We start from the raw sequence: 21,090 nt of genomic DNA, 5'->3' as shown, positions 1-21,090 counted from the left end.
ACGTCAGCGCGGTCTGGGGGCGATCTGCACGTTCTCCAGCACGCCGAGGGCGTCGGGCAGCAGCACCGCGGCGGAGTAGTAGGCGCTGACCAGGTAGGAGCTGACGGCCTGGGCGTTGACGCCCATGAACCGCACGGAGAGCCCGGGTTCGTACTCGTCCGCCAGCCCGGTCTGCCGCAGGCCGATGACGCCCTGGCTCTCCTCGCCGGTGCGCATCGCGATGACGGAACTGGTCTGCTCCGGGCTGATCGGGATCTTGTTGCAGGGCAGGATGGGCACCCCGCGCCAGGCGGGCACCGTCTGCCCGTCGAGGTCGACGTGTTCGGGGTAGAGACCGCAGGCGCTGAAGCCGCGCCCGATGGCGGCGATGGTCCGCGGGTGCGCGAGGAACATCCTCGTGCCGCGCCGCCGGCAGAGCAGGTCGTCCATGTCGTCCGGGGTCGGCGGTCCGAGGCGCGGCTGGATGCGCTGCTTGAAGTCGGCGTTGTGCAGCAGCCCGAACTCGCGGTTGTTGATCAGCTCGTGCTCCTGGCGCTCGCGCAGCGCCTCGACCGTGAGCCGCAGCTGCTCCCCGCTCTGGTCCATCGGACCGTTGTAGAGGTCGGCGACCCGGGTGTGGATCCTCAGCACGGTCTGCGCGACGGAGAGTTCGTACTCGCGGGGCTTCAGCTCGTAGTCGACGAAGGTGCCCGGCAGGTCGGCCTCGCCCGTATGACCGGCCGACAGGGCGATCTCGGCCTCGCCGTGCTTGTTCTGCCGCCGCCGCACCCGGCAGCCGAAGCCGTCGACATGGGCCCGCAGGTGGGGCGCGCGGGCCTGGACGGCGGCGAAGTCGGCGCGGGACAGGGTGAGAAGGGTGCCGCAGGTCTCGGCGGTGACCGTGCTGTCGTGGCGGGCGTCCGGATCCGACAGCGCGTGCTCGCCGAAGTGGTCGCCGCCCGCGAGGACCGCGACGGCCACCTCCGAGCCGTACGTGCCCGCCGAGGTCCGGCTGACCCGGCCGTGCGCGATGAGGTGGATCCGGTCCGCGGGGCTGCCGCGCTCGACGAGGACGTCGCCCGTCGTGAAGTCGCGCTGGGTGCAGCGCTCGGCGAGGGCGGTGAGGACGTCCATGTCGTCGAACCCGCGCAGCAGGGCGAGTTCGCCCAGCTCACGGGGGATCACCCGGACCGTGCCGCCCTCCTGGACGAACTCGACGCGCCCGTCGCCGAGGGTGTGACGCAGCCGCCGGTTGACCCGGTAGGCGCCGCCCCCGGCCTCGACCCAGGGCAGCGTCCGCAGCAGCCAGCGGGAGGTGATCTCCTGCATCTGCGGGGCGGACTTGGTGACCGAGGCGAGGTTGCGGGCGGCGGCGGTGCTCAGGGACTGCTGCGGGGCGGCGGGCGGGGTCGGGGCTTCCGGGATGCTGTCGACGGACATCGGCGGGCATGCTCCTTGCGCGGCGGATCGTCCGGCGCACACGGGCGCGCCGACCGGGAGACAGGGAGGAGAGGCGACGGGGAGGGATCACGGGAATCCGTCCGCCTGGAGCAAGCTAGCCGCTGGAGGGGCCGCGACCACCGGGGAGACGGGATGCTTACCCCGAAGCGGTGACAATCGGTCGAATGCGGTTTATCCGCCCACCGGACGTCGTCGCCGCCCCACCGCACCCTCCCGGCAGGCCGGAGCAGGCCGGAGCAGGCCGGAGCAGGCCGGAGCGGGCCGGAGCGGGTCTGAGGGAGCCGGAACCGGGCGGCCGGGCGGCACGTCCTGTCCTGCATGACCGGAGAACGCGTGACCGGGCGCAGGGTGATCCGCACCGTCGTCCCCGCCGAGGTCGACAGCGTGGTCGCGCTGCACGCCCGCGCCCGGGCGACGTACTACCCCGACGGGATCCCGCGGGACGGCGCCGACTGGCCCGGCGCCTGGCGTGCGGCCATCGAGCGGCCCGACGGCCAGGTGCTGTGCGTCGTCGAGCAGGGGAGCATCGTGGGCCTCGCCTCGTTCCGCACGCCGGAGGGGGCGCCCGCGCACACGGTCAAGCTGTTCCAGTTCCACGTCGACCCCGGCCACTGGCGGACCGGGATCGGGACGGCCCTGCACACGGCCTGCGTCGAGCAGTGGCGGGCCGACGGCCGGCGCACCGCCGTGCTCGACGTGCACGTCGGCAACCGGCGGGCCCGGGCGTTCTACGCCCGCCAGGGCTGGCGCGCGGATCCGGGGGACCCGCCCGCCGAGGGCGACCACCACCTCTGGCTGCGGTACTCGGTGCCCGGGGAATGAAACGAGCTGCTTGAAGGTTCATCCACCGGGCGGAGGGCTGCTCCGCTTCACCGGTACGACCTGGAGAGAGCCGAGACATGCGCGTCGAGATCTGGAGCGACATCGCCTGCCCCTGGTGCTACGTGGGCAAGGCCCGCTTCGAGAAGGCGCTGGCGGCCTTCCCGCACCGCGACCGGGTCGAGGTGGTGCACCGCTCCTTCGAGCTGGACCCGGGCCGCGCCAAGGACGACGTCCAGCCGGTGCTGGCGATGCTGACGAAGAAGTACGGCATGAGCCACGCGCAGGCGCAGGCCGGCGAGGTCAACCTGGGCGCACAGGCCGCCGCCGAGGGCCTCGACTACCGCACCCGCGACCGCGACCACGGCAACACCTTCGACATGCACCGCCTGCTGCACTTCGCCAAGGAGCGGGGCCGCCAGGACGAGCTGATCCAGATCCTGTACCGGGCGAACTTCGCCGAGGAGCGGTCGCTGTTCACCGAGGGCCCCGAGCGCCTCGTGGAACTGGCGGCCGAGGCGGGACTGGACGCCGACGCCGCCCGGACGGTCCTCGCCGACCCCGCCGCCTACGCCGACGAGGTGCGCGCCGACGAGCGCGAGGCCGCCGAACTCGGCGCGAACGGCGTGCCCTTCTTCGTCCTCGACCGCGCCTACGGCGTCTCCGGCGCCCAGCCGGCCGAGGTGTTCGCCCAGGCCCTGACCCGCGCGTGGGGCGACCGCTCGCCGCTGACGCTGGTCGACGACGGCGACGCGCAGGCCTGCGGCCCGGACGGGTGCGCGGTCCCCCAGCAGTGAACCCGCGGTGAATCCCCAGGTCAGAGCCGATCCATAAGTGCTGCTTAGGAGCATCGCGTAAAAATCGGCAATGGACGGGGGGTTCCGCGAGGCCCACAGTGGAGGGCATGGACACCTTCGAGAGCCTCGTCCGGGCTGAGTTCACCCCGAAGACCACCTTCCTGAACACCGCGAGCAACGGCCTGCTCCCCGCCCGCACGGTCGCCGCCCTGCACGAGGCGGCGCTGCTGCGGGCCGAGGGCAGGCCGCTGACCCCGCTGCACGAGGACGTCGAGGCCTGCCGGGCCGCCTACGCCCGGCTGGCCGGCGTTCCGGTCACCCGGGTCGCCCTGGGCGCATCGGTCGCGGCCCACACCGGCCTGATCGCCGCGTCGCTGCCCGAGGGGGCGGAAGTGCTCACCGCGGAGGGCGACTTCACCTCCGTCCTCAACCCGTTCCACGTGCGCGGCGACCTCAAGGTCCGCGCCGTCCCCCTGGAGCGGATCGCCGAGTCCGTCCGTCCCGGCACCGACCTGGTCGCCGTGAGCGCCGCCCAGTCCGCCGACGGGCGCGTCGCCGACCTGGCCGCCCTGCGCGCGGCGGCCCGCGAGCACGGCGCCCGCACCTACGTCGACTTCTCCCAGGCCGCGGGCTGGCTGCCGACGGACGCCGACGCCCACGACTTCTCCGCCGCCGTCTCCTTCAAGTGGCTGCTCGGCCCGCACGGCGCGGCCTTCCTCGTCGTCCCCGAGGACTTCGGCGGGCTGTCGCCGATCCTCGCGGGATGGGTCGCCGGCGAGGAGCCCTGGGACAGCTGCTACGGGCCCGTCGCCGAACTCGCCCGCTCCGCACGGCGGTTCGACCTGACGCCCGCCCTGTTCAGCTACGCCGGACTGCGCCGCTCCCTCGAACTGATCGAGGAACTGGGCGTGACGGCGATCCGGGCCCACGACCTCGCCCTCGCCGACCGCTACCGCGCCGGCCTCGCGGACCTCGGGCACGCGCCCCTCCCCGCGCCCGGCTCCGCGATCGTCTCGGTGCCCGGACTGGGGTCCCGCCAGGCCGAGCTGGCCGCGGCGGACATCCAGGTCTCGGACCGGGCCGGCAGCCTGCGCGCCGCCTTCCATCTGTACAACACGCCCGCCGACGTCGACCGGCTGCTGGACGCCCTGTCGGGCTGACGGCGGACGGGCACGACGAGGCCCGCGGCGCCCACCGCCCGGCCGGGTGGTGGGCGCCGCGGGCCTCGCCGCCGTCACGGCGCGGGGACGCGCGCGCCGGCGTTCACCTCACCGGGGTGAAGTCCCGGGCGCCGATGAACTCCGGGCGGCGGACCGGCGCGGCGAACGGCTCCACGGCCGTGTTCTCCACGCTGTTGAACACGATGAAGACGTTGCTGCGGGGGAAGGGCGTGATGTTGTCGCCGGACCCGTGCATCGCGTTGCAGTCGAACCAGGTCGCGGAACCGGCCCTGCCCGTGAACAGCTTGATGCCGTAGTCGCCGGCCATCGCGGTGAGCGCCTCGTCCGAGGGCGTGCCCGCGTCCTGCATCTGAAGCGACTTCTTGTAGTTGTCCTTCGGCGTGGCGCCGGCGCAGCCGAGGAACGTCCGGTGCGAGCCGGGCATGATCATCAGGCCGCCGTTGGTGTCGAGGTTCTCGGTCAGCGCGATCGAGACGGACACCGTCCGCATGTTCGGCAGGCCGTCCTCGGCGTGCCAGGTCTCGAAGTCGGAGTGCCAGTAGAAGCCGCCGGCCCCGAAACCGGGCTTGACGTTGATCCGGGACTGGTGGACGTAGACGTCCGAGCCGAGGATCTGCCGGGCCCGCCCGACGACCCGCTCGTCGCGCACCAGGGCGGCGAACACCGGGCTGAGCCTGTGCACCTCGAAGACGGAGCGGATCTCCTGTGACCGCGGCTCGACGATCGACCGCTCGTCGGCCCGGATCTGCGGGTCCGCGACGAGCCGCTCCAGCTCGCGCCGGCACACCGTGACCTCGTCGTCGCCGATCAGCTGGTCGACGGCCAGGAAGCCGTCGCGCTCGTAGGCCTGGAGGCCGGTGGCCGGGATCGGGCCGGGGGTGTCGGGGGAGCCCCAGACGACGGGGTCCCTGCGGGGGACGGACACCTCGGTGGCGCCGCGGGTCGGGTAGAGATCGGTCAGCGTGGTCACGATGCTCACACCTCCTCGGGCTCGGTCAGCAGCGGGTAGACGCCGTTCTCGTCGTGGTCCTCCCGGCCGGTCACGGGCGGGTTGAACACGCACAGACAGCGGAAGTCCTCCTTGACGCGCAGCGTGTGCCGCTCGTGCCCGTCGAGGAGGTACAGGGTGCCGGGCGTGATGGTGTGCGTCAGCCCGGTCTCGTGGTCGGTCAGCTCGGCCTCGCCCTCGACGCAGACGACGGCCTCGACATGGTTGGCGTAGTGCATCGACGTCTCGGTGCCCGCGTACAGAATCGTTTCGTGCAGCGAGAATCCGACCCGTTCCCGGGCCAGGACGATGCGCTTGCTCTCCCAGGTGCCGGACGCCGCCCGTACATGGCGGTCGGTGCCTTCGATTTCCTTGAACGAACGGACGATCACGGTGGTGCGATGCCTCCTGGATAGGTGACGGGGGGTGGGTGACGCGCCGTGCGGGCGTCAGAGCGTCTCGCGCACGGCCCGGGCGAGGATGCTCAGGCCCTCGTCCAGTTCCTCCGGGGAGACGGTCAGGGCCGGCAGGAGTTTGACGACCTCGCTCTCGGGGCCGGACGTCTCGATCAGCAGCCCGAGTTCGAAGGCCCGCTTGGCGACCCGCCCGGCCCGCGCCTTCTCGTGGAACTCCAGGCCCCACACGAGGCCGCGGCCGCGGTACTCCTTGACGTCGGCGAGGTTCTCCTCGGTGATCGAGATCAGCCCCTGCTCGACCTGCTCGCCGCGGGCGCGGGTCTGCTTCTCCATCGCGGACCCGTCGGCCCAGTAGGTCTCCAGGGCCGCGGTGGCGGTGACGAAGGCCGGGTTGTTGCCGCGGAACGTGCCGTTGTGCTCGCCCGGCTCCCACACGTCCAGCTCCGGCCTGAACAGGCAGAGCGACATGGGCAGTCCGTAGCCGCTGATGGACTTGGACACGGTGACGATGTCCGGGACGATGCCGGACTCCTCGAAGGAGAAGAAGGCGCCGGTGCGTCCGCAGCCCATCTGGATGTCGTCCACGATCAGCAGCATGTCCTGCCGCTCGCACAGTTCCTTGAGCGCCCGCAGCCACTGCGGACGCGCGGCGTTGATGCCGCCCTCGCCCTGCACGGTCTCGACGATGACCGCCGCCGGCTTGTTCAGCCCGGAGCCCTGGTCCTCCAGCAGCCGCTCGAACCACAGGAAGTCGGGGACCTGGCCGTCGAAGTAGTTGTCGAACGGCATCGGCGTGCCGTGCACGAGCGGGACGCCGGCGCCCGCCCGCTTGAAGGCGTTGCCGGTGACCGCGAGCGAGCCGAGGGACATGCCGTGGAAGGCGTTGGTGAACGACACGATGGCCTCGCGGCCCTTCACCTTGCGCGCCAGCTTCAGCGCGGACTCGACGGCGTTGGTGCCGGTCGGACCCGGGAACATGACCTTGTAGGGCAGGTCGCGCGGGCGCAGCACGAGGTCCTGGAAGGTCTGGAGGAAGGTCCGCTTGGCGACCGTCGACATGTCGAGCCCGTGCGTGACGCCGTCCCGCATCAGGTAGTCGATCAACGCCCGTTTCAGCACCGGGTTGTTGTGCCCGTAGTTGAGGGACCCGGCGCCGGCGAAGAAGTCGAGGTAGCGGTGCCCGTCCTCGTCGTACATGAGGCTGCCCTGGGCGCGGTCGAAGACGGCGGGCCAGCTGCGGCAGTAGCTGCGCACCTCGGACTCCAGGGTCTCGAACACGCTCAGGTCGGGCTGGGTGATGGTCACGACGACATGCTCCTGGGGGGTGTGGGGTCGGACGGGGAGGGCCGGGGCGGGGTTCAGAAGGCGAGCGGGCCGATGCGGTACAGGACCTCGCTGTCGTGCGGGCCGTCGGGGAACAGCCCGGCGTCGAACAGCACCTCGCGGGTGACGCCGGCCCCGTGCCGCTCGGCGTACGAGGCGAACAGCCGCTCGGAGGCGGTGTTGCCCGGCGTGATCGTGGTCTCGACGGCGGTGAGCGGGCGCTCGGCGGCGAGCCGCGCGGTCAGCCCGTCGAGCAGCGCGGCGGCGAGACCGCGACCGCGGTACGCGGCGTCGACCGCGACCTGCCACACCAGCAGGGTGTGCGGGTCCTCCGGCCGGACGTACCCGGTGACGAACCCGACCGGCTCGCCGTCCTCCGCCCGCGCCACCGCCGAGGTGCCGGCGAAGTCACGGCACCACAGCAGATAGCTGTAGGAGGAGTTCAGATCGAGGGTCCGGGATTCCTTGGCGATACGCCATAGCGCGGCTCCGTCCGCCACCGACGGACGGTCGATACACAGGTCTGCTTGTGCGGCGGTCATGCGGATCGAACTTACCCAGCGAAATTCAAAAGCGCATGGAGAGGCCGTGGGGATTCCGTGATGCCGCTGAGGCTCATGCCCGCTTCATCCCTTTTCGCACCGCACAAAAGGGGCAAAGCTCCCCTCTTGTGCAATGCGTCACGTGACCATGACGTGCCGGAAAATCCCCGCGTTTACTCCGGCGGGATCCGGGCAGGAGAACTCGGGAAACATCAAGCGGGAAAAGGGGCGGGCGGGAATCGGGTGAAAAAGAGCCGGTAAATGGCGATGGCGAGAGTGACGGCAAGGGTGACGCACACGAAAGGGGACCCGAATTCAATTCGGATCCCCTTCCCGTAATTCACGCCCCGGTCGGCGGCAGGCGATCCCCGGGGCCCGGCGGCTGCCGGACCTCAGAGCTCCTGCCGCCAGGCGTTCTCCACGCTGCGGCGGGCGGCCTCGAGGTCGACGTCCGGTCCGTGTTCCGCCAGGGCGGCGCCGAGGGCGGCCAGACAGCCCTGTACCGCTCCCACGGCCGCGTCGGGACCGTAGTGGTTGACCCTGATCATCTCCCCGGCCAGCGCGCCGCCGCCCGCGGCCAGCGGCAGCGTCGGGTCGCCCGCCAGGGCCCGTGCCACCAGATCCGACGCCACGACCCCCGCGGGCGTGCGCAGGGTGGTGGCGACCGGCGCCGCGTCCGCCGCGTCGTGCACGTACGGCTCCAGGCCGCCGCCCAGCGCCACCGCTCCCGCGCGCGTCGCGGCCGCGGCGCGCGCGTGCCGGGCCATCGCGGCCGCCGTCCCCTCCGCCTCGATGCGCTCGACGCACGCCTCCAGCGCCAGCATCTCCAGCTGCGCCGGTGCGTGCGGGAGCGCCTTGCGGCCGGCGTCGACCCACCGCTCCTTCCAGTCCAGCAGCGACAGGTACGAGCGGCGCGGCGCCCGCGGGTTGGCGGCCATCCGCGCCCACGCCCGCTCGCTCACCGACACCGCGGACACGCCCGCCGGCCCGCCCATCGCCTTCTGCGCGCCGATCACGCACAGGTCCACGCCCCAGGCGTCCGGCAGCACCGGCTCGGCGCCGATCGAGGCGACGGCGTCCAGGTAGAACAGCGCGCCGTGCGCCCGCACCGCCTCGCCGATCTCCGCGACGGGGTTGGTGTTGCCGGTGGCCGCCTCCGCGTGCACCAGCGAGACGAAGTCGATCTCCGGGTGCTCGGCGAGGGCCGTGCGGATCTGCTCCGCGGTGACCGCGGTGTGGAACGGGACCGCCAGGTCGATCACGGTCGCGCCGCAGTCGCGCAGCCAGTCGCCGAAGGTCTGCCCGTAGGGGCCGGTGATCACGTTCAGCGCCGTCGTGCCCGGACCGGCCGCGGCGCGGATCGCGCCCTCCAGCGGCAGCAGCGCCTCGCCCTGCATGATCACGACGTCCTGCCGGGTGTCCAGGAGCCGCGCCACCCGGTCCTCGATCGAGGCGAAGTGCGCGGCGGACAGCGGGGCGAGGTCCAGGAACGGGTGGGTCACGAGGGTGCTCTCTTCACTCACGGGGTAGAGGTGACGAGGGTAACCGGCGCCCCCCGGACCCCTCCCATTGCCGACTTCTTAGGTCGAACAGCCCTGTAGCCATAAGATTGATTTGAGACACCCAAACTTTTCCTTATAATCGGAACCCTCAGCTCTCTTACAGGAAGGCCCGCCGTGAACACCCTCCCCGGGCGCCGGATCCGCGTTCTGGCCGCCACCACCGCGACGGCCGGGCTGATGCTCGTGGCCGCCGCCTGCACCTCCACCGACGACGGGGGCAGCGGCTCCAAGACGGCCGCCGGCGGGGTCGAGCTCGTCAAGGCGGGTCAGCTCACCACCTGCACCCACCTGCCCTACCCGCCCTTCCAGTCGGAGATCGACGGCAAGGTGCAGGGCTTCGACGTGTCCCTGATCGACCTCGTCGCCAAGAACCTGGGCGTGAAGCAGGTGATCACCGACACGCCGTTCGAGAACTTCAAGACCGGCGCCTTCCTCAACTCCGGCCAGTGCGACCTGGCCGCCGCCGGCATGACCATCACCGACGAGCGCAAGAAGAACGTCGACTTCTCCGACCCGTACTTCGACGCCACCCAGGCCGTCCTGGTCGACAAGGGAGCGGGCGTCGCCTCGCTCGCCGACGTGAAGTCCAAGGGCGTCAAGCTCGGCGCCCAGGCGCAGACCACCGGCGAGGACTACGCCAAGAAGCAGGGCTTCGACCCCGTCTCCTTCGAGTCCTCCGACGCCGTCCTCAACGGCCTGCGCACCGGTCAGGTCAAGGCCGTCATCATCGACTACCCGGTCGTGCAGGGCTGGCTCAAGGACAAGGCCAACGCCGGCGCCTTCAAGGTCGTCGACAACCTCAACACCGGCGAGCAGTACGGCTTCACGGTGAAGAAGGGCAACACCAAGCTGGTCGACGCGATCAACAAGGCGCTCGCCGACGCGAAGTCCGACGGCACGTACAAGAAGCTGTACGAGAAGTGGATCGGCCCCTACGACGCGTCGGCCGCCTCCCCGTCGGCCTCCGCCTCGGCGTCCTGACCCCATGGCCGACACGGACGTACCCCTCCAGCCGAAGAAGAAGGGCCTCACCCGGCGGCAGAAGCGCAGCCTCTCGCGCGGCGCGCAGTACGCCGTCTTCGTCGCCGCCGTGATCGTCTTCGCGGTCTCGGCGGACTGGGGCCGGCTGAAGAACCAGTTCGCCCAGTGGGACATCGCCCGGCAGATGTTCCCGGACGTCATCACGCTGGCCCTGAAGAACACCGTCCTGTACACGGTGTCCGGGTTCGTGCTGGGCCTGCTGCTCGGGCTGGTCGTCGCGCTGATGCGGCTGTCCTCGGTGGGCCCGTACCGCTGGCTGGCCGGCGTCTACATCGAGATCTTCCGCGGCCTGCCCGCCCTGCTGATCTTCGTGTTCATCGGCGTGGCCGTCCCGCTCGCCTTCCCCGGCACCGAGATCGTCGGAGGCACCTACGGCAAGGCGGCCCTCGGGCTCGGCCTGATCGGCGCCGCCTACATGGCGGAGACGTTCCGCGCCGGCATCCAGGCCGTGCCCAGGGGGCAGACGGAGGCCGCCCGCTCGCTGGGCTTCTCGCCCGCGCGCGCCATGGTCTCGGTCGTCATCCCGCAGGCCTTCCGGATCATCCTCCCGCCGCTCACCAACGAGCTGATCATGCTCTTCAAGGACTCCTCCCTGGTGCTGCTCCTCGGAGTGACGCTGGAGGAGCGCGAACTGTCCAAGTACGGCCGCGACCTGGCCAGTACGACCGCCAACTCGACGCCGATCCTGGTCGCCGGCCTGTGCTACCTGCTGGTGACCATCCCGCTCGGCTTCGTCGTGCGCCGCATGGAGGCGAAGGCCCAGGAGGCCGTGAAATGAGCCGACCCGAGATCGAAGTGCGCGCGCTGCACAAGTCGTTCGGCGACAACGAGGTGCTGCGGGGCATCGACCTGGAGGTCGGCCGGGGCGAGGTCGTCTGCGTGATCGGGCCGTCCGGCTCCGGCAAGTCGACGCTGCTGCGCTGCGTGAACCTGCTGGAGGAGCCGTCCGGGGGCAAGGTCTTCGTCGGCGGCACGGAACTCACCGACCCCGACGTCGACATCGACGCCGTACGGCGCCGTATCGGCATGGTCTTCCAGCAGTTCAACCTCTTCCCGCACCTGTCCGTGACCGACAACCTCACGCTGCCGCAGCGCCGGGTGCTGCGGCGCGGCAAGGCGGAGGCGGCGAAGGTGGCCGCCGAGAACCTGGAGCGGGTGGGCCTGTCGGACAAGGCGGCCGCCTACCCGGCCTCCCTCTCCGGCGGGCAGCAGCAGCGCGTCGCCATCGCCCGCGCCCTGGCCATGGGCCCCGAGGTGATGCTCTTCGACGAGCCCACGTCGGCGCTCGACCCGGAGCTGGTGGGCGACGTCCTGGCCGTCATGCGCATGCTGGCCGACGAGGGCATGACGATGATGGTCGTCACCCACGAGATGACCTTCGCGCAGGAGGTCGCCGACCGGGTCGTCTTCATGGACGGCGGCGTGATCGTCGAGGACGGCGCCCCCGCCGACGTCATCGGCAACCCCCGCCACGAGCGCACCCGCCACTTCCTCTCCCGCCTCCTCGACCCGGCGATGGCCGAGGTGGAGGAGGAGAAGTCCGACCAGGTGAGCGGCTCGGAGCGGTAGCTCACTAAGGTGCCGGTCATGAGCGATCTGCCGGTGCTGCATGTGAAGGGCCGGGTCCTGGCCGGGCCCGACGACGTCCGCGACGAGCTGTGGGTCGTCGGCGGGCGGATCTCCTACGACCGTCCCGTCGGCGCCCGCGACGTGCGCGTCGCCGAGGGCTGGGCGCTGCCCGGACTCGTCGACGCCCACTGCCACGTCGGCCTCGGCCCGCACGGGCCGGTCGAGCGGGACGTCGCCGAGCAGCAGGCCCTCACCGACCGCGACGCGGGCGCCCTGCTGATCCGTGACGCCGGCTCGCCCTCGGACACCCGGTGGGCCGACGACCGCGAGGACCTGCCGAAGATCATCCGTGCGGGCCGGCACATCGCCCGCACCCGCCGCTACCTGCGCGGCTACGCCCACGAGATCGAGCCCGACGACCTGGTCGCCTACGTCGCCCGGGAGGCCCGGCGCGGCGACGGCTGGGTCAAGCTGGTCGGCGACTGGATCGACCGCGAGGCCGGGGACCTGGCTCCGAGCTGGCCGCGGGAGGCCGCCGAGGCGGCCATCGCCGAGGCCCACCGGCTGGGCGCGCGGGTCACCGCCCACTGCTTCGCCGAGAACTCGCTGCGCGATCTGGTCGAGTCGGGCATCGACTGCGTCGAGCACGCGACGGGCCTCACCGAGGACCTGATCCCGCTGTTCGCCGAACGGGGCGTGGCCATCGTCCCGACGCTGGTGAACATCGCCACCTTCCCCGGCCTCGCCGCCGCGGGCGAGGGCAGGTTCCCGCGCTGGGCGGCCCATATGCGCCGGCTGCACGAGCGCCGCTACGACACGGTGCGCAACGCCCACGACGCCGGCATCGCCGTCTTCGTCGGCACGGACGCCGGCGGGTCGCTGCCGCACGGGCTGGTGGCCGCGGAGGTCGCCGAGCTGGTCACGGCCGGCATCCCGCCGCTCACGGCGCTCTCGGCGGCGAGCTGGGGCGCACGCGCCTGGCTCGGACGCCCCGGTCTGGCCGAGGGCGCCCCTGCGGACCTGGTGGTCTACGACAGCGACCCGCGCGCGGACGTCCGGGTGCTGGCCGCGCCGCGCAGGGTGGTGCTGAACGGGAAGGTGACGAGCTGAGGGCGGGCGAGCGGGAGGCGCGCGGCCCCGGACGCGGCGGGCGCGACGGCGCTCGGGCGCGGGGCGCTGCGGCAGAACCCGGCGGTGGGGCGAGGGTGACTCGGGGGAACGCGCGTGCCGTTCGATTCGAAGGCGTGCGCGAGGAATCCACGTTGGAGTGAACTCACGTCGGCCCGCTGACCGTTCACCCTTCGTACGTAATTCTTGCGGGGTCCCGAAGCGTCTCCTCTGGGGGTCCCACCCTTGTACGGCAACACCTTCCGCATGCCCGCACCCGTCCGCCGCGTCGCCGCCGTCGCGGCGGCCACCGCCCTGGCCGCGGGTCCCGCCGCCCTGGCCGGCGCGGACGCCGCCCACGCGACCGGAGGCGGCCGGGGCCGCGCCGAAGCGTCCGTCCTGCGCACCGGCCTCGACGTGGCCCTGGTGAACAGGACCGTCCACGTCCCGCTCGCCGTCTCCCTCAACGAGGTACGGGCTCCCCGCAGCGCCGCGAAGACCGCGCTGAGCGCCGAACTCGACGGCGTCGCGGGGGGACGGCCCTTCAGCGTCCTGCGCGCGGACGTCGCCGAGGCCAAGGCCACGGCCGACGGCACGAAGGCCGAGGCGTCCACCCGCCTCGTCCACGCCCGGCTGCACGTCCCCGGCCTTCCGCTGCTCTCCGTCGTCGAGGTCGGCGTCGTCACCTCCAAGGCGACCTGCGAGGCGGGCAAGGCCCCGGTCGCCGTGTCCCACCTGCCCGGCTCGGTGACCGTCCTGGGGAAGAAGGTGTCCGTCGCCGCGGGCGGCGTCACCCGGGTGAAGGCGCCCGGTGTGGGAGAGGTCCGCCTCGACCTGTCCCGGCGCGAGACGACCTCCCGCACGGCCGCCACCACCGCCCTCGAACTCACCGTCTCCGTCAACCCGTTGCACCTCAACGTCGCCGAGGTCACCGGCACCCTGACGCTCGCGAGATCCAGCTGCCGGACGCCCGCGGCGTCGGAGCCGGCACAGGAACAGGAGGCGCAGCGCCCCGGGGAACCCGCCGAGGGCGACGAGGCGGCGACCGGGCAGGCCCCCGCGCCGAGCACCGCCGCCCCCGCGGCGGCCGACGTCAAGGCCCAGGGCGCGCCCGCCGAGGCCGATCTGGCCCGGACCGGGGGGAGTTCGGCGACGCCGTATGTGGTGGGCGGGGCACTGGCGCTGCTGCTCGCGGGCGGCGGAGCGGTGGCCCTGTCCCGCCGCCGCGGCTGACCGGACGGACGCGGGACGGGCCGCCGGACGTCCCCCCGGCGACCCGCCCCGGCCCTGTCCCACGGCCGGCGCGTTCCGGGACGACCGTGGTCCCGTCCGCCCCCGTCCCCCCCTCCGCCCCCGTCCGCCCGCCTCCTCAGCCCTTGGCCAGCGACAGCGCCTGGTCCAGGGCCTGGAGGAAACGGTTCACCGTGGTGCGGTCGCGGACCGCCAGGCGCAGCCACTCCTCGTCGAGGCCCGGGAAGGTGTCCCCGCGCCGGACGGCGAAGCCCAGGGTGCGCAGATGCCCCCGGACGGCGGCGGCCCGCGGCAGCCGGACCAGGACGAACGGGCCCTGCGCCGGTCCCGCCACGCGCAGCCCGTCGGCGGCGAACTCCTCCAGCCCGGCCACGAGGTGCGCCCGGTCCGCGGCCACGCGGTGCGCCGCGTGCGCGGCCTCCGCCAGGGCCTGCGCCCCCATGCACGCCTCCGCCGCCGCCAGCGCCGGCGAGGACACCGGCCACAGGGGCTGCGCCCGCTCCAGCGCGGCGATCGTCTCCGGCGCGGCGAGGACGTACCCGATCCGCAGCCCCGCCAGCCCCCAGGTCTTCGTCAGGCTGCGCAGCACGACCAGACCGGGCACGTCCGTCGCCCCCGCCAGCGCCTCCCGCTCGCCCGGCACCGCGTCCATGAACGCCTCGTCGACGACCAGCGTCCGCCCGGCCCTGGCCAGCCGCCGCACCGTCGCCGCCGGGTGGAGCACCGACGTCGGGTTCGTCGGGTTGCCGATCACCACCAGGTCCGCGTCCTCGGGGACGTCCGCGGGATCCAGCCGGAAGCCGTCCTCCTCCCGCAGCAGCACCCGGTCCACGCTGTGCCCGGCGTCGCGCAGCGCCGCCTCCGGCTCGGTGAACTGCGGGTGCACGACGACCGGACGGCGGACCTCCAGGGCGCGCGCCAGCAGCACGAACGCCTCGGCCGCGCCGGCCGTGAGCAGCACCCGCTCGACGGGCAGCCCGTGCCGTGCCGCGACGGCCGCCCGCGCGGCCCGCCCGTCCGGGTAGGCCGCCAGGCCGTCGAGGGAGGCGGCGACGCGCTCGCGCAGCCAGCGCGGCGGGGTGTCCGCGCGGACGTTCACGGCGAGGTCGACGAGCGCGGATCCGTCCCCGCGCACCTCGGCGTCGCCGTGATGGCGCAGGTCGTGGCCCCCGGCCAGGTCCTCAGTGCGCATGGGAGTGCGGGTGCCCGTGGTGGTGGCCGTCGTGGTGGTGCCCGCCGTGGTGGTGTCCCTCGTCGTCGGGGTGGAAGTGCGGCTGCTGCGCCATCCCCACCTTGTCCTCGAAGCCCGGCAGCGCGATCCGGTACACGCACGAGTCGCAGTTCATCCGCAGGTCGCCCTTGACGGCCTCCTCGTACCGCTCCATCACCAGGTCGAGCAGCTCCGGCTCGGGACCGATGACGTCGGCCGAGCGCACCTCGACCTCCGGGTGCGCGGCCGCCCAGTCCCCGGTCTGCTGCCGCACCCGGTCCGGCAGGATTCCGGTGAACAGGAAGTACGGCAGGACGACGATCCGCCGCGCGCCCAGCCGCGCGCACCGGTCCAGCCCGCCGGGCACGTCCGGGGCGGCCAGCGAGACGAACGCGGTCTCCACGCCCGCGTACCCGCGTCCCTCCCACAGCAGCCGGGCCGCCTTGTGCACCTCGGCGTTGGCGTCGGGGTCCGTCGAGCCGCGCCCGACCAGCAGCACGGTCACGTCGGCCACGTCCCCGGGCGTGCGGTCCGCCGTGCCCAGGGCCTCGTCCAGCCGCCGCTCCAGCACGTTCAGCAGCGCCGGGTGCGGGCCCAGCGGACGCCCGTAGGTGTAGGAGATCCCCGGATGGCGCTCCTTCTCGCGCGACAGGGCGGCCGGGATGTCGCCCTTGGCGTGTCCGGCGGACACCAGCATCAGCGGGACGGCCGCGAAGCGCCGCACGCCGCGCTCCACCAGTTCGCTCACCGCGTCGCCCAGCGGCGGCGGGGACAGCTCGATGAAGCCGCCCGCGACGGGCAGTTCCGGACGGCGGCGGCCCAGCTCCCGGACGAAGTCGCGGAACGCCTCGGCTCCGGCCTCGTCGCGGGTGCCATGGCCGGCGATGAGCAGGGCGGGCGGCGGGGTGGTCACTGGTTCTCCTCGGGATCGGGCTCGGGACGGGGCTCGAGATGGGGCTCGGGACGGGGTGGATGCGGCGGCCGGGTCATCGGGGCTGTTCCGGCGCGGCTTCCTGCCAGCGGTAGCCGCGGGGCGTCACCATGCGTCCCGCGATGTTCCGGGTGGCGGTGTTGCCGACGGTGACGACCGTCATCATGTCGACCCAGGCCGGGTCGAGTTCGGCGAGCGTGGTCAGCCTGCTGGTGCCGTCCGGCCGGGACGCGTTGCGCACGACGCCCACCGGCGTGGCGGGGTCCCGGTGACCGGCGAGGATCGACAGCGCCTTGGGCAGCTGCCAGTCGCGGCCCCGCGAACGGGGGTTGTAGAAGGTGACCACGAGATCCGCCTCGGCCGCCGCGCGCACCCGGCGCTCGATGACCTCCCACGGCGTGTGCAGGTCGGAGAGGCTGATGGACACGTGGTCGTGGCCGAGCGGGGCGCCGAGGATCGCGCCGGCCGCGAGCGCGGCCGTCACGCCGGGCACCCCGACCACGTCGATGTCGTCGGACGCCTCGGCGAGCGCGGGGGAGGCCATGGCGTACACGCCCGCGTCGCCGCTGCCGATGAGCGCGACGGCCTGTCCGCGCCGGGCCTCCTCGACGGCCGTGCGGGCCCGCTCCTCCTCGGCGCCCAGCCCGGACTCCAGGATCCGGGTGCCCGGCCGCAGCAGGTCGCGGATCTGGTCGACGTACTGGTCGAGACCGACGAGCACGGCGGCCCGGCGCAGCTCGGCCGCGGCGCGCGGGGTGAGCAGGTCGCGGGCGCCGGGACCGAGCCCGACGACCGCGAGCCGGCCGCGCGCGGGACGCCGTACGACGGCGCAGGTGGCCATCGAGGCGTGCCCGTCCGCCCGCGCCGACTTGCGCTTGGGGACCAGGAGTTCACCGCCGCGGGCGAGCGCGGACGCCTCGGCGACCGACGGGGTGCCCACGGCCGCAAGGGGCGCGTCGGAGGGGTTGGGCACCTCGACCTTCGCCAGCTCCTCGGCCGGGTACGTCACCACGGGCACCGCGAGCCGCGCCGCCGCCTCGACGATGCCGGGCTCGTCGCGCTTGGCGTCCACCGTGACGAGCGCGGCGAGGCTGCGCGGGGACAGCCCCGCGTCCCGCAGCGCGCCCTCGACCAGGCCGAGCACCTCGTCGGCCGGCACGCCCCTGGACGCGCCGACGCCGACGACCAGGGACGGCGGGCGCACCAGCACCTCGCCGTCGCCGGGCGCGACCGCGCGGTCCGTCAGGCGCACGACCGGCATGCCCGGCGTGCGCTCGCGCGCCGTGAACGGCAGCGCCGGCAGCGGCCACGCCACCTCGGCGTCCAGCGCGACCGGCCCGCCGTCCAGCAGGGCCCGTGTCACGCCGGCCACATCGCCCTCCACCGGCAGGCCGAGGGTGTCCAGACCGGGGACGCCCACCGCGTCCGTGGCCGTGGTCACCACGGGCTCCGCGCCCAGCAACCCGCCCACCACGACGGCGAGTTCGTTCGCGCCGCCGCCGTGTCCGCCGACCAGCGAGACGGCGAACCGCCCGGCCTCGTCGACGCACACCACACCGGGGTCGGACGCCTTGTCGGACAGCAGGGGCGCGACGAGCCGGACGACCGCGCCCGTGGCGAGGAAGCACACGAGCTGCTCGCACTCGCCGAACGCCCGCCGTACGGCGTCGCCCACGGGCCCGTCGTACACGCGGGTGCGGTCCGGCCAGGCCGCGGCCAGCCGGTCGCGTGCCGCCGCGCCCGCCGCGGTGGCGCAGATGAGGCCGATCACTGGGCAACTCCTTCTCGGTTCACGGGGGACGGGCCGGCCGTGCGCCGGTTCCCCCACAGCAGGAAGACGGGATTGGCGGCCGCGAGCCGGGTCACGTCGCCCGGCAGCGGCGCCAGCCGCGAGGACTGCAGCAGCACCCCGTCGCAGTCGAGGCCGGCGCCGGTGAGCGCGGCGCGCACCGCGGGCACCCGGTCCAGCGCGGCCAGGGCGACCACGACCGTGCGCCGGGCCCGCCGCGCGCACCGCGCCACGATGCCGGGCAGGTCGCCGCCGCCCCCGCCGACGAACACGGCGTCGGGCTCGTCGAGCCCGTCCAGCGCGTCCGGCGCGGCGCCGTGCACCACGTGCACGTCGACGCCGTGGGCCGCCGCGTTGGCGCGGACGCGCTCCACGCCGTCCGCCGCCTTCTCCACGGCGCTGACGGCGGCGCCGAGCCGGGCGCACTCCACGGCCACCGACCCCGAACCGGAGCCGACGTCCCAGACCAGCTCGCCGGGGCGCGGACCGAGCCGGGCCAGGGCCAGCGCCCGCACCTCGAACTTGGTGATCATCGAGTCGCGGTGCGCGAAGTCGCCCTCGGGCAGCGCCCAACCGGCGGGCCCGGCCGCGGGCCCGGCGAGCGTGCGGGCCGGGCCCGGCGTCCGGGTCTCGTCCAGGCACAGCACGACGTTCACGGCGCTTCCCCAGTCGCGTGCGGCGGCCTCGGCGGGGGAGACCCGTTCCAGGCGCTCGCGTCCGGGATCGCCCAGCGACCGCGCCACCACGAGCGTGCGGCCGGGCGCGCTGCGCGCGAGGGCCGCGCCCAGCTCGGCGGGCCCGGCGCCCGGCCCGGTCAGCACGGCCGTCTTCGGGTGCGCCCGGCAGACGTTGACCGCCGTCCGCGGATCCCGCCCGTGCGCGCTGACGACCACGGCGTCGTCCCAGGTCAGCCCGAGCCGTGCGAAGGCGGCCGCCACCGAGGAGACGCCGGGCCGCACGTCGAGCAGCCGGGGCCCGAACCGCTCGGCGAGCGCCCGCACGATCCCGAAGAAGCCGGGGTCGCCCGAGGCCAGCACGAGCACGCGCCGGTCCTCGGCGACGTACTCCGCGATGGCGTCCAGGGCGGGCGCCAGCGGGCCGAGCACGATGCGCTCGGCGGACGCGGGCAGCTCCACGGCGTCCAGATGCCGGCGTCCGCCCACGACGAGCTCAGCCCCGGCCGCCACGCCGGCGGGCAGCGGCGCGCCCGTGCCCGCGCCGAGGACCGTGATGGGACGGCTCATGTGCTCGCGCCCCGCGAGCGCAGGGCGCGCCGGGCCTCCGGGTCGGCCTTGCGGTGGCCGTGGAAGTGACCGGGGTGGTACAGGTGCGAGCGGGTGCCGTGCGCGTCCAGGGCCGGGCCGACCAGGAAGAGGGTGTGCTTCCAGAGCCTGTGCTCCTTCACCGTCTCCTCCAGCGTCCCGATCGTGCACGTCACGACGAGTTCCTCCGGCCAGGTCGCCTGGTGGGCGACGACGACGGGGGTGGACGTCGGGTAGCCGCCCTCCAGCAGCTCCCGCACGAGCTGCCCGCTGCGCGCGGCGGACAGGAAGACGGCCATCGTGGTGCCGTGCTTGGCGAACTCGCGCACCTCCTCGCCCGGCGGCATCGGCGTCTTGCCGCCGCCGAGCCGGGTGAGGACGACGGACTGGGCGACCTCGGGGATGGTCAGCTCGCGGCGGGCGATCGCGGCGACCGCGGAGAACGAGGAGACGCCGGGGACGATCTCGGTGGTGAGGCCGATCTCCTCGCACCGGTCGAGCTGCTCCTGCGTGCCGCCCCACAGCGCGGGGTCCCCGGAGTGGATGCGGGCGACCTTCAGCCCCTCGGCGTGCGCCCGCTGGTACACGGCCACGACGTCCTCCAGGGACATGACGGCCGAGTCGAGGATCTCCGCGCCCTCCCGCGCGTGGGCGAGGACCTCCGCCTGCACCAGGCTCGCGGCCCAGATCACGACGTCGGCCTCGGCGATGGCGCGCGCGGCGCGGAACGTCAGCAGGTCGGCGGCGCCGGGGCCGGCGCCGACGAAGGTCACCTTGCCGGTGGGGGCATCGGCCATGGGTTCGGGTCCTCTCATAACGGGCTTTGTGCTGCTTTACCGGGGTGGGCGGGCGGCGCGGATGTGCGCGATGGGGGGTCGATCGGATAGCAAGGGCCTATGGCGGTCTTCGTCGCGCTCGGCGCGTTCCTCATGACGCTGGCAGGCGGCTGGACGGCACAACGCGTCACCGACCGCCGTCACCTGGTGCTGGGCCTGGCCGGCGGCCTCATGCTGGGCGTGGTCGGCCTGGACCTGCTGCCGGAGGCCCTGGAGGCGGCCGGCGCGGAGGTGTTCGGCGTCCCGGCCGCGCTGCTGCTGTTCGTGGCGGGCTTCCTGGTGGCCCATCTGGTGGAACGGCTGCTGGCGGTCCGCCAGGCCGCCCACGGGGCCGAGGAGCACGCCTGCGCCGCGGCGGACCGGGCCCACCCCGGTCACCGCCACCACGCCGGACCGGACCCCGACGGCCCCGGACACGACGGCCCCGGGCACGACGGCACAGGACACGAGGGCGCCGGGCACGAGGGGGCCGGGCACGACGGCACGGGACACCAGGACACGGTCGCCGGCGTCCCGGCCCGTCAGGACACGGCCCGCCACGGCACGGCACAGGACGGCAGGGCTCCGGAGGTCGGCCTGACGGCGGCCGCCGCCATGGTCTTCCACAGCGCCATGGACGGCGTGGCGATCGGTGCGGCCTTCCAGGTCGGCGGCGGCATGGGGCTCGCCGTGGCCCTGGCGGTCATCGCCCACGACTTCGCGGACGGCTTCAACACCTACACGATCACCAGCCTGTACGGGAACGCCCGGCGCAAGGCGCTCGCCATGCTGTTCGCGGACGCGGCGGCGCCGATCGCGGGCGCCGCCTCGACGACCTTCGTCACCATTCCCGAGCAGCTGCTCGGCGGCTACCTGGGCTTCTTCGGCGGCGCGCTGCTCTACCTGGCGGCCGCCGAGATCCTTCCCGAGGCCCACCACGAGCACCCCGCCCGCTCGACCGTGCTGTGCACGATCGCGGGCGCGGCCTTCATCTGGCTGGTGGTGGGCCTGGCAGCGTGAGCGGGCGCGCGGCCTGGACGCGGGGGT

At 73.8% G+C, this 21,090-nt stretch carries 20 protein-coding genes; 9 read left to right on the top strand and 11 right to left on the bottom strand.

Going from position 1 to position 21,090, the window contains the following annotated elements:
• Positions 1–3 precede the first annotated feature (3 nt).
• Positions 4–1,419, bottom strand: coding sequence for a family 2B encapsulin nanocompartment shell protein (locus OG802_RS08120; protein WP_329408575.1), 1,416 nt, complete (start codon positions 1,417–1,419; stop codon positions 4–6).
• Positions 1,420–1,758: 339 nt separating this feature from the next.
• Between OG802_RS08120 and OG802_RS08115 the strand changes: the two genes are divergently transcribed.
• The 3 genes from OG802_RS08115 to OG802_RS08105 all read left to right on the top strand — a co-directional run bounded on the left by OG802_RS08115 (position 1,759) and on the right by OG802_RS08105 (position 4,216).
• Positions 1,759–2,262, top strand: a complete 504-nt coding sequence (locus tag OG802_RS08115; RefSeq protein ID WP_329408573.1) for a GNAT family N-acetyltransferase — start codon at positions 1,759–1,761, stop codon at positions 2,260–2,262.
• Between the two features lie 77 nt (positions 2,263–2,339).
• Positions 2,340–3,056: a DsbA family oxidoreductase gene (locus tag OG802_RS08110; RefSeq protein ID WP_329408571.1), complete on the top strand. Its 717-nt coding sequence runs from the start codon at positions 2,340–2,342 to the stop codon at positions 3,054–3,056.
• 107 nt (positions 3,057–3,163) lie between these two features.
• Complete coding sequence (locus OG802_RS08105) at positions 3,164–4,216, top strand: aminotransferase class V-fold PLP-dependent enzyme (protein ID WP_329408568.1); 1,053 nt, start codon at positions 3,164–3,166, stop codon at positions 4,214–4,216.
• A 103-nt stretch (positions 4,217–4,319) separates the two neighbouring features.
• On the opposite strand, the gene thpD is transcribed toward OG802_RS08105, so the two are convergent.
• The 5 genes from thpD to OG802_RS08080 all read right to left on the bottom strand — a co-directional run bounded on the left by thpD (position 4,320) and on the right by OG802_RS08080 (position 9,008).
• Complete coding sequence (thpD, locus tag OG802_RS08100) at positions 4,320–5,207, bottom strand: ectoine hydroxylase (protein WP_329416987.1); 888 nt, start codon at positions 5,205–5,207, stop codon at positions 4,320–4,322.
• 5 nt (positions 5,208–5,212) lie between these two features.
• Positions 5,213–5,617, bottom strand: a complete 405-nt coding sequence (locus tag OG802_RS08095) for an ectoine synthase (RefSeq protein ID WP_329408567.1) — start codon at positions 5,615–5,617, stop codon at positions 5,213–5,215.
• Positions 5,618–5,674: 57 nt separating this feature from the next.
• Positions 5,675–6,946: a diaminobutyrate--2-oxoglutarate transaminase gene (ectB, locus tag OG802_RS08090; protein ID WP_329408565.1), complete on the bottom strand. Its 1,272-nt coding sequence runs from the start codon at positions 6,944–6,946 to the stop codon at positions 5,675–5,677.
• A 53-nt stretch (positions 6,947–6,999) separates the two neighbouring features.
• Complete coding sequence (ectA, locus tag OG802_RS08085; RefSeq protein ID WP_329408563.1) at positions 7,000–7,506, bottom strand: diaminobutyrate acetyltransferase; 507 nt, start codon at positions 7,504–7,506, stop codon at positions 7,000–7,002.
• Positions 7,507–7,898: 392 nt separating this feature from the next.
• Positions 7,899–9,008, bottom strand: coding sequence for a pyridoxal-phosphate-dependent aminotransferase family protein (locus tag OG802_RS08080; protein WP_329416986.1), 1,110 nt, complete (start codon positions 9,006–9,008; stop codon positions 7,899–7,901).
• A 174-nt stretch (positions 9,009–9,182) separates the two neighbouring features.
• On the opposite strand from OG802_RS08080, the gene OG802_RS08075 reads away from it, so the two are divergent.
• The 5 genes from OG802_RS08075 (at position 9,183) to OG802_RS08055 (ending at position 14,018) form a co-directional block, all read left to right on the top strand.
• The gene (locus OG802_RS08075) at positions 9,183–10,049 is read left to right on the top strand and encodes a transporter substrate-binding domain-containing protein (RefSeq protein ID WP_329408561.1); all 867 of its coding nucleotides are present in this window, start codon (positions 9,183–9,185) and stop codon (positions 10,047–10,049) included.
• A gap of 4 nt (positions 10,050–10,053) precedes the next feature.
• Positions 10,054–10,887: an amino acid ABC transporter permease gene (locus OG802_RS08070; RefSeq protein ID WP_329408560.1), complete on the top strand. Its 834-nt coding sequence runs from the start codon at positions 10,054–10,056 to the stop codon at positions 10,885–10,887.
• Entirely contained in the window at positions 10,884–11,678 is a 795-nt protein-coding gene (locus tag OG802_RS08065; protein ID WP_329408558.1) for an amino acid ABC transporter ATP-binding protein, read from the top strand. Before OG802_RS08070 ends, OG802_RS08065 begins: the two co-directional genes overlap by 4 nt.
• 18 nt (positions 11,679–11,696) lie before the next feature.
• Positions 11,697–12,788 (top strand): amidohydrolase family protein, encoded by a 1,092-nt coding sequence (locus tag OG802_RS08060; protein WP_329408557.1) that lies wholly within the window; start codon positions 11,697–11,699, stop codon positions 12,786–12,788.
• Between the two features lie 243 nt (positions 12,789–13,031).
• Positions 13,032–14,018: an SCO1860 family LAETG-anchored protein gene (locus OG802_RS08055; protein ID WP_329408556.1), complete on the top strand. Its 987-nt coding sequence runs from the start codon at positions 13,032–13,034 to the stop codon at positions 14,016–14,018.
• A 136-nt stretch (positions 14,019–14,154) separates the two neighbouring features.
• Here OG802_RS08055 and cobC read toward each other — a convergent pair whose 3' ends face one another.
• From cobC to cobM, 5 genes are all read right to left on the bottom strand, one after another.
• Positions 14,155–15,228: an Rv2231c family pyridoxal phosphate-dependent protein CobC gene (gene cobC, locus OG802_RS08050; protein ID WP_329408555.1), complete on the bottom strand. Its 1,074-nt coding sequence runs from the start codon at positions 15,226–15,228 to the stop codon at positions 14,155–14,157.
• Complete coding sequence (locus tag OG802_RS08045) at positions 15,218–16,159, bottom strand: sirohydrochlorin chelatase (RefSeq protein ID WP_329408554.1); 942 nt, start codon at positions 16,157–16,159, stop codon at positions 15,218–15,220. Before OG802_RS08045 ends, cobC begins: the two co-directional genes overlap by 11 nt.
• A 73-nt stretch (positions 16,160–16,232) precedes the next feature.
• Complete coding sequence (gene cobJ / locus OG802_RS08040) at positions 16,233–17,948, bottom strand: precorrin-3B C(17)-methyltransferase (RefSeq protein ID WP_329408553.1); 1,716 nt, start codon at positions 17,946–17,948, stop codon at positions 16,233–16,235.
• Positions 17,945–19,210 (bottom strand): precorrin-6y C5,15-methyltransferase (decarboxylating) subunit CbiE, encoded by a 1,266-nt coding sequence (cbiE, locus tag OG802_RS08035; protein ID WP_329408551.1) that lies wholly within the window; start codon positions 19,208–19,210, stop codon positions 17,945–17,947. Before cbiE ends, cobJ begins: the two co-directional genes overlap by 4 nt.
• Positions 19,207–20,025: a precorrin-4 C(11)-methyltransferase gene (cobM, locus tag OG802_RS08030; protein WP_329408549.1), complete on the bottom strand. Its 819-nt coding sequence runs from the start codon at positions 20,023–20,025 to the stop codon at positions 19,207–19,209. Before cobM ends, cbiE begins: the two co-directional genes overlap by 4 nt.
• A 99-nt stretch (positions 20,026–20,124) precedes the next feature.
• Here cobM and OG802_RS08025 point away from each other — a divergent pair, with 99 nt between their 5' ends.
• Positions 20,125–21,063, top strand: a complete 939-nt coding sequence (locus OG802_RS08025) for a ZIP family metal transporter (RefSeq protein ID WP_329408547.1) — start codon at positions 20,125–20,127, stop codon at positions 21,061–21,063.
• The last annotated feature ends 27 nt before the right edge of the window (positions 21,064–21,090 follow it).

It is taken from the genome of Streptomyces sp. NBC_00704 (assembly GCF_036226605.1).
Classification (GTDB): domain Bacteria; phylum Actinomycetota; class Actinomycetes; order Streptomycetales; family Streptomycetaceae; genus Streptomyces.
Note: the sequence above shows the minus strand (reverse complement) of the source record. Positions and strands in the feature narration are given on the sequence as shown.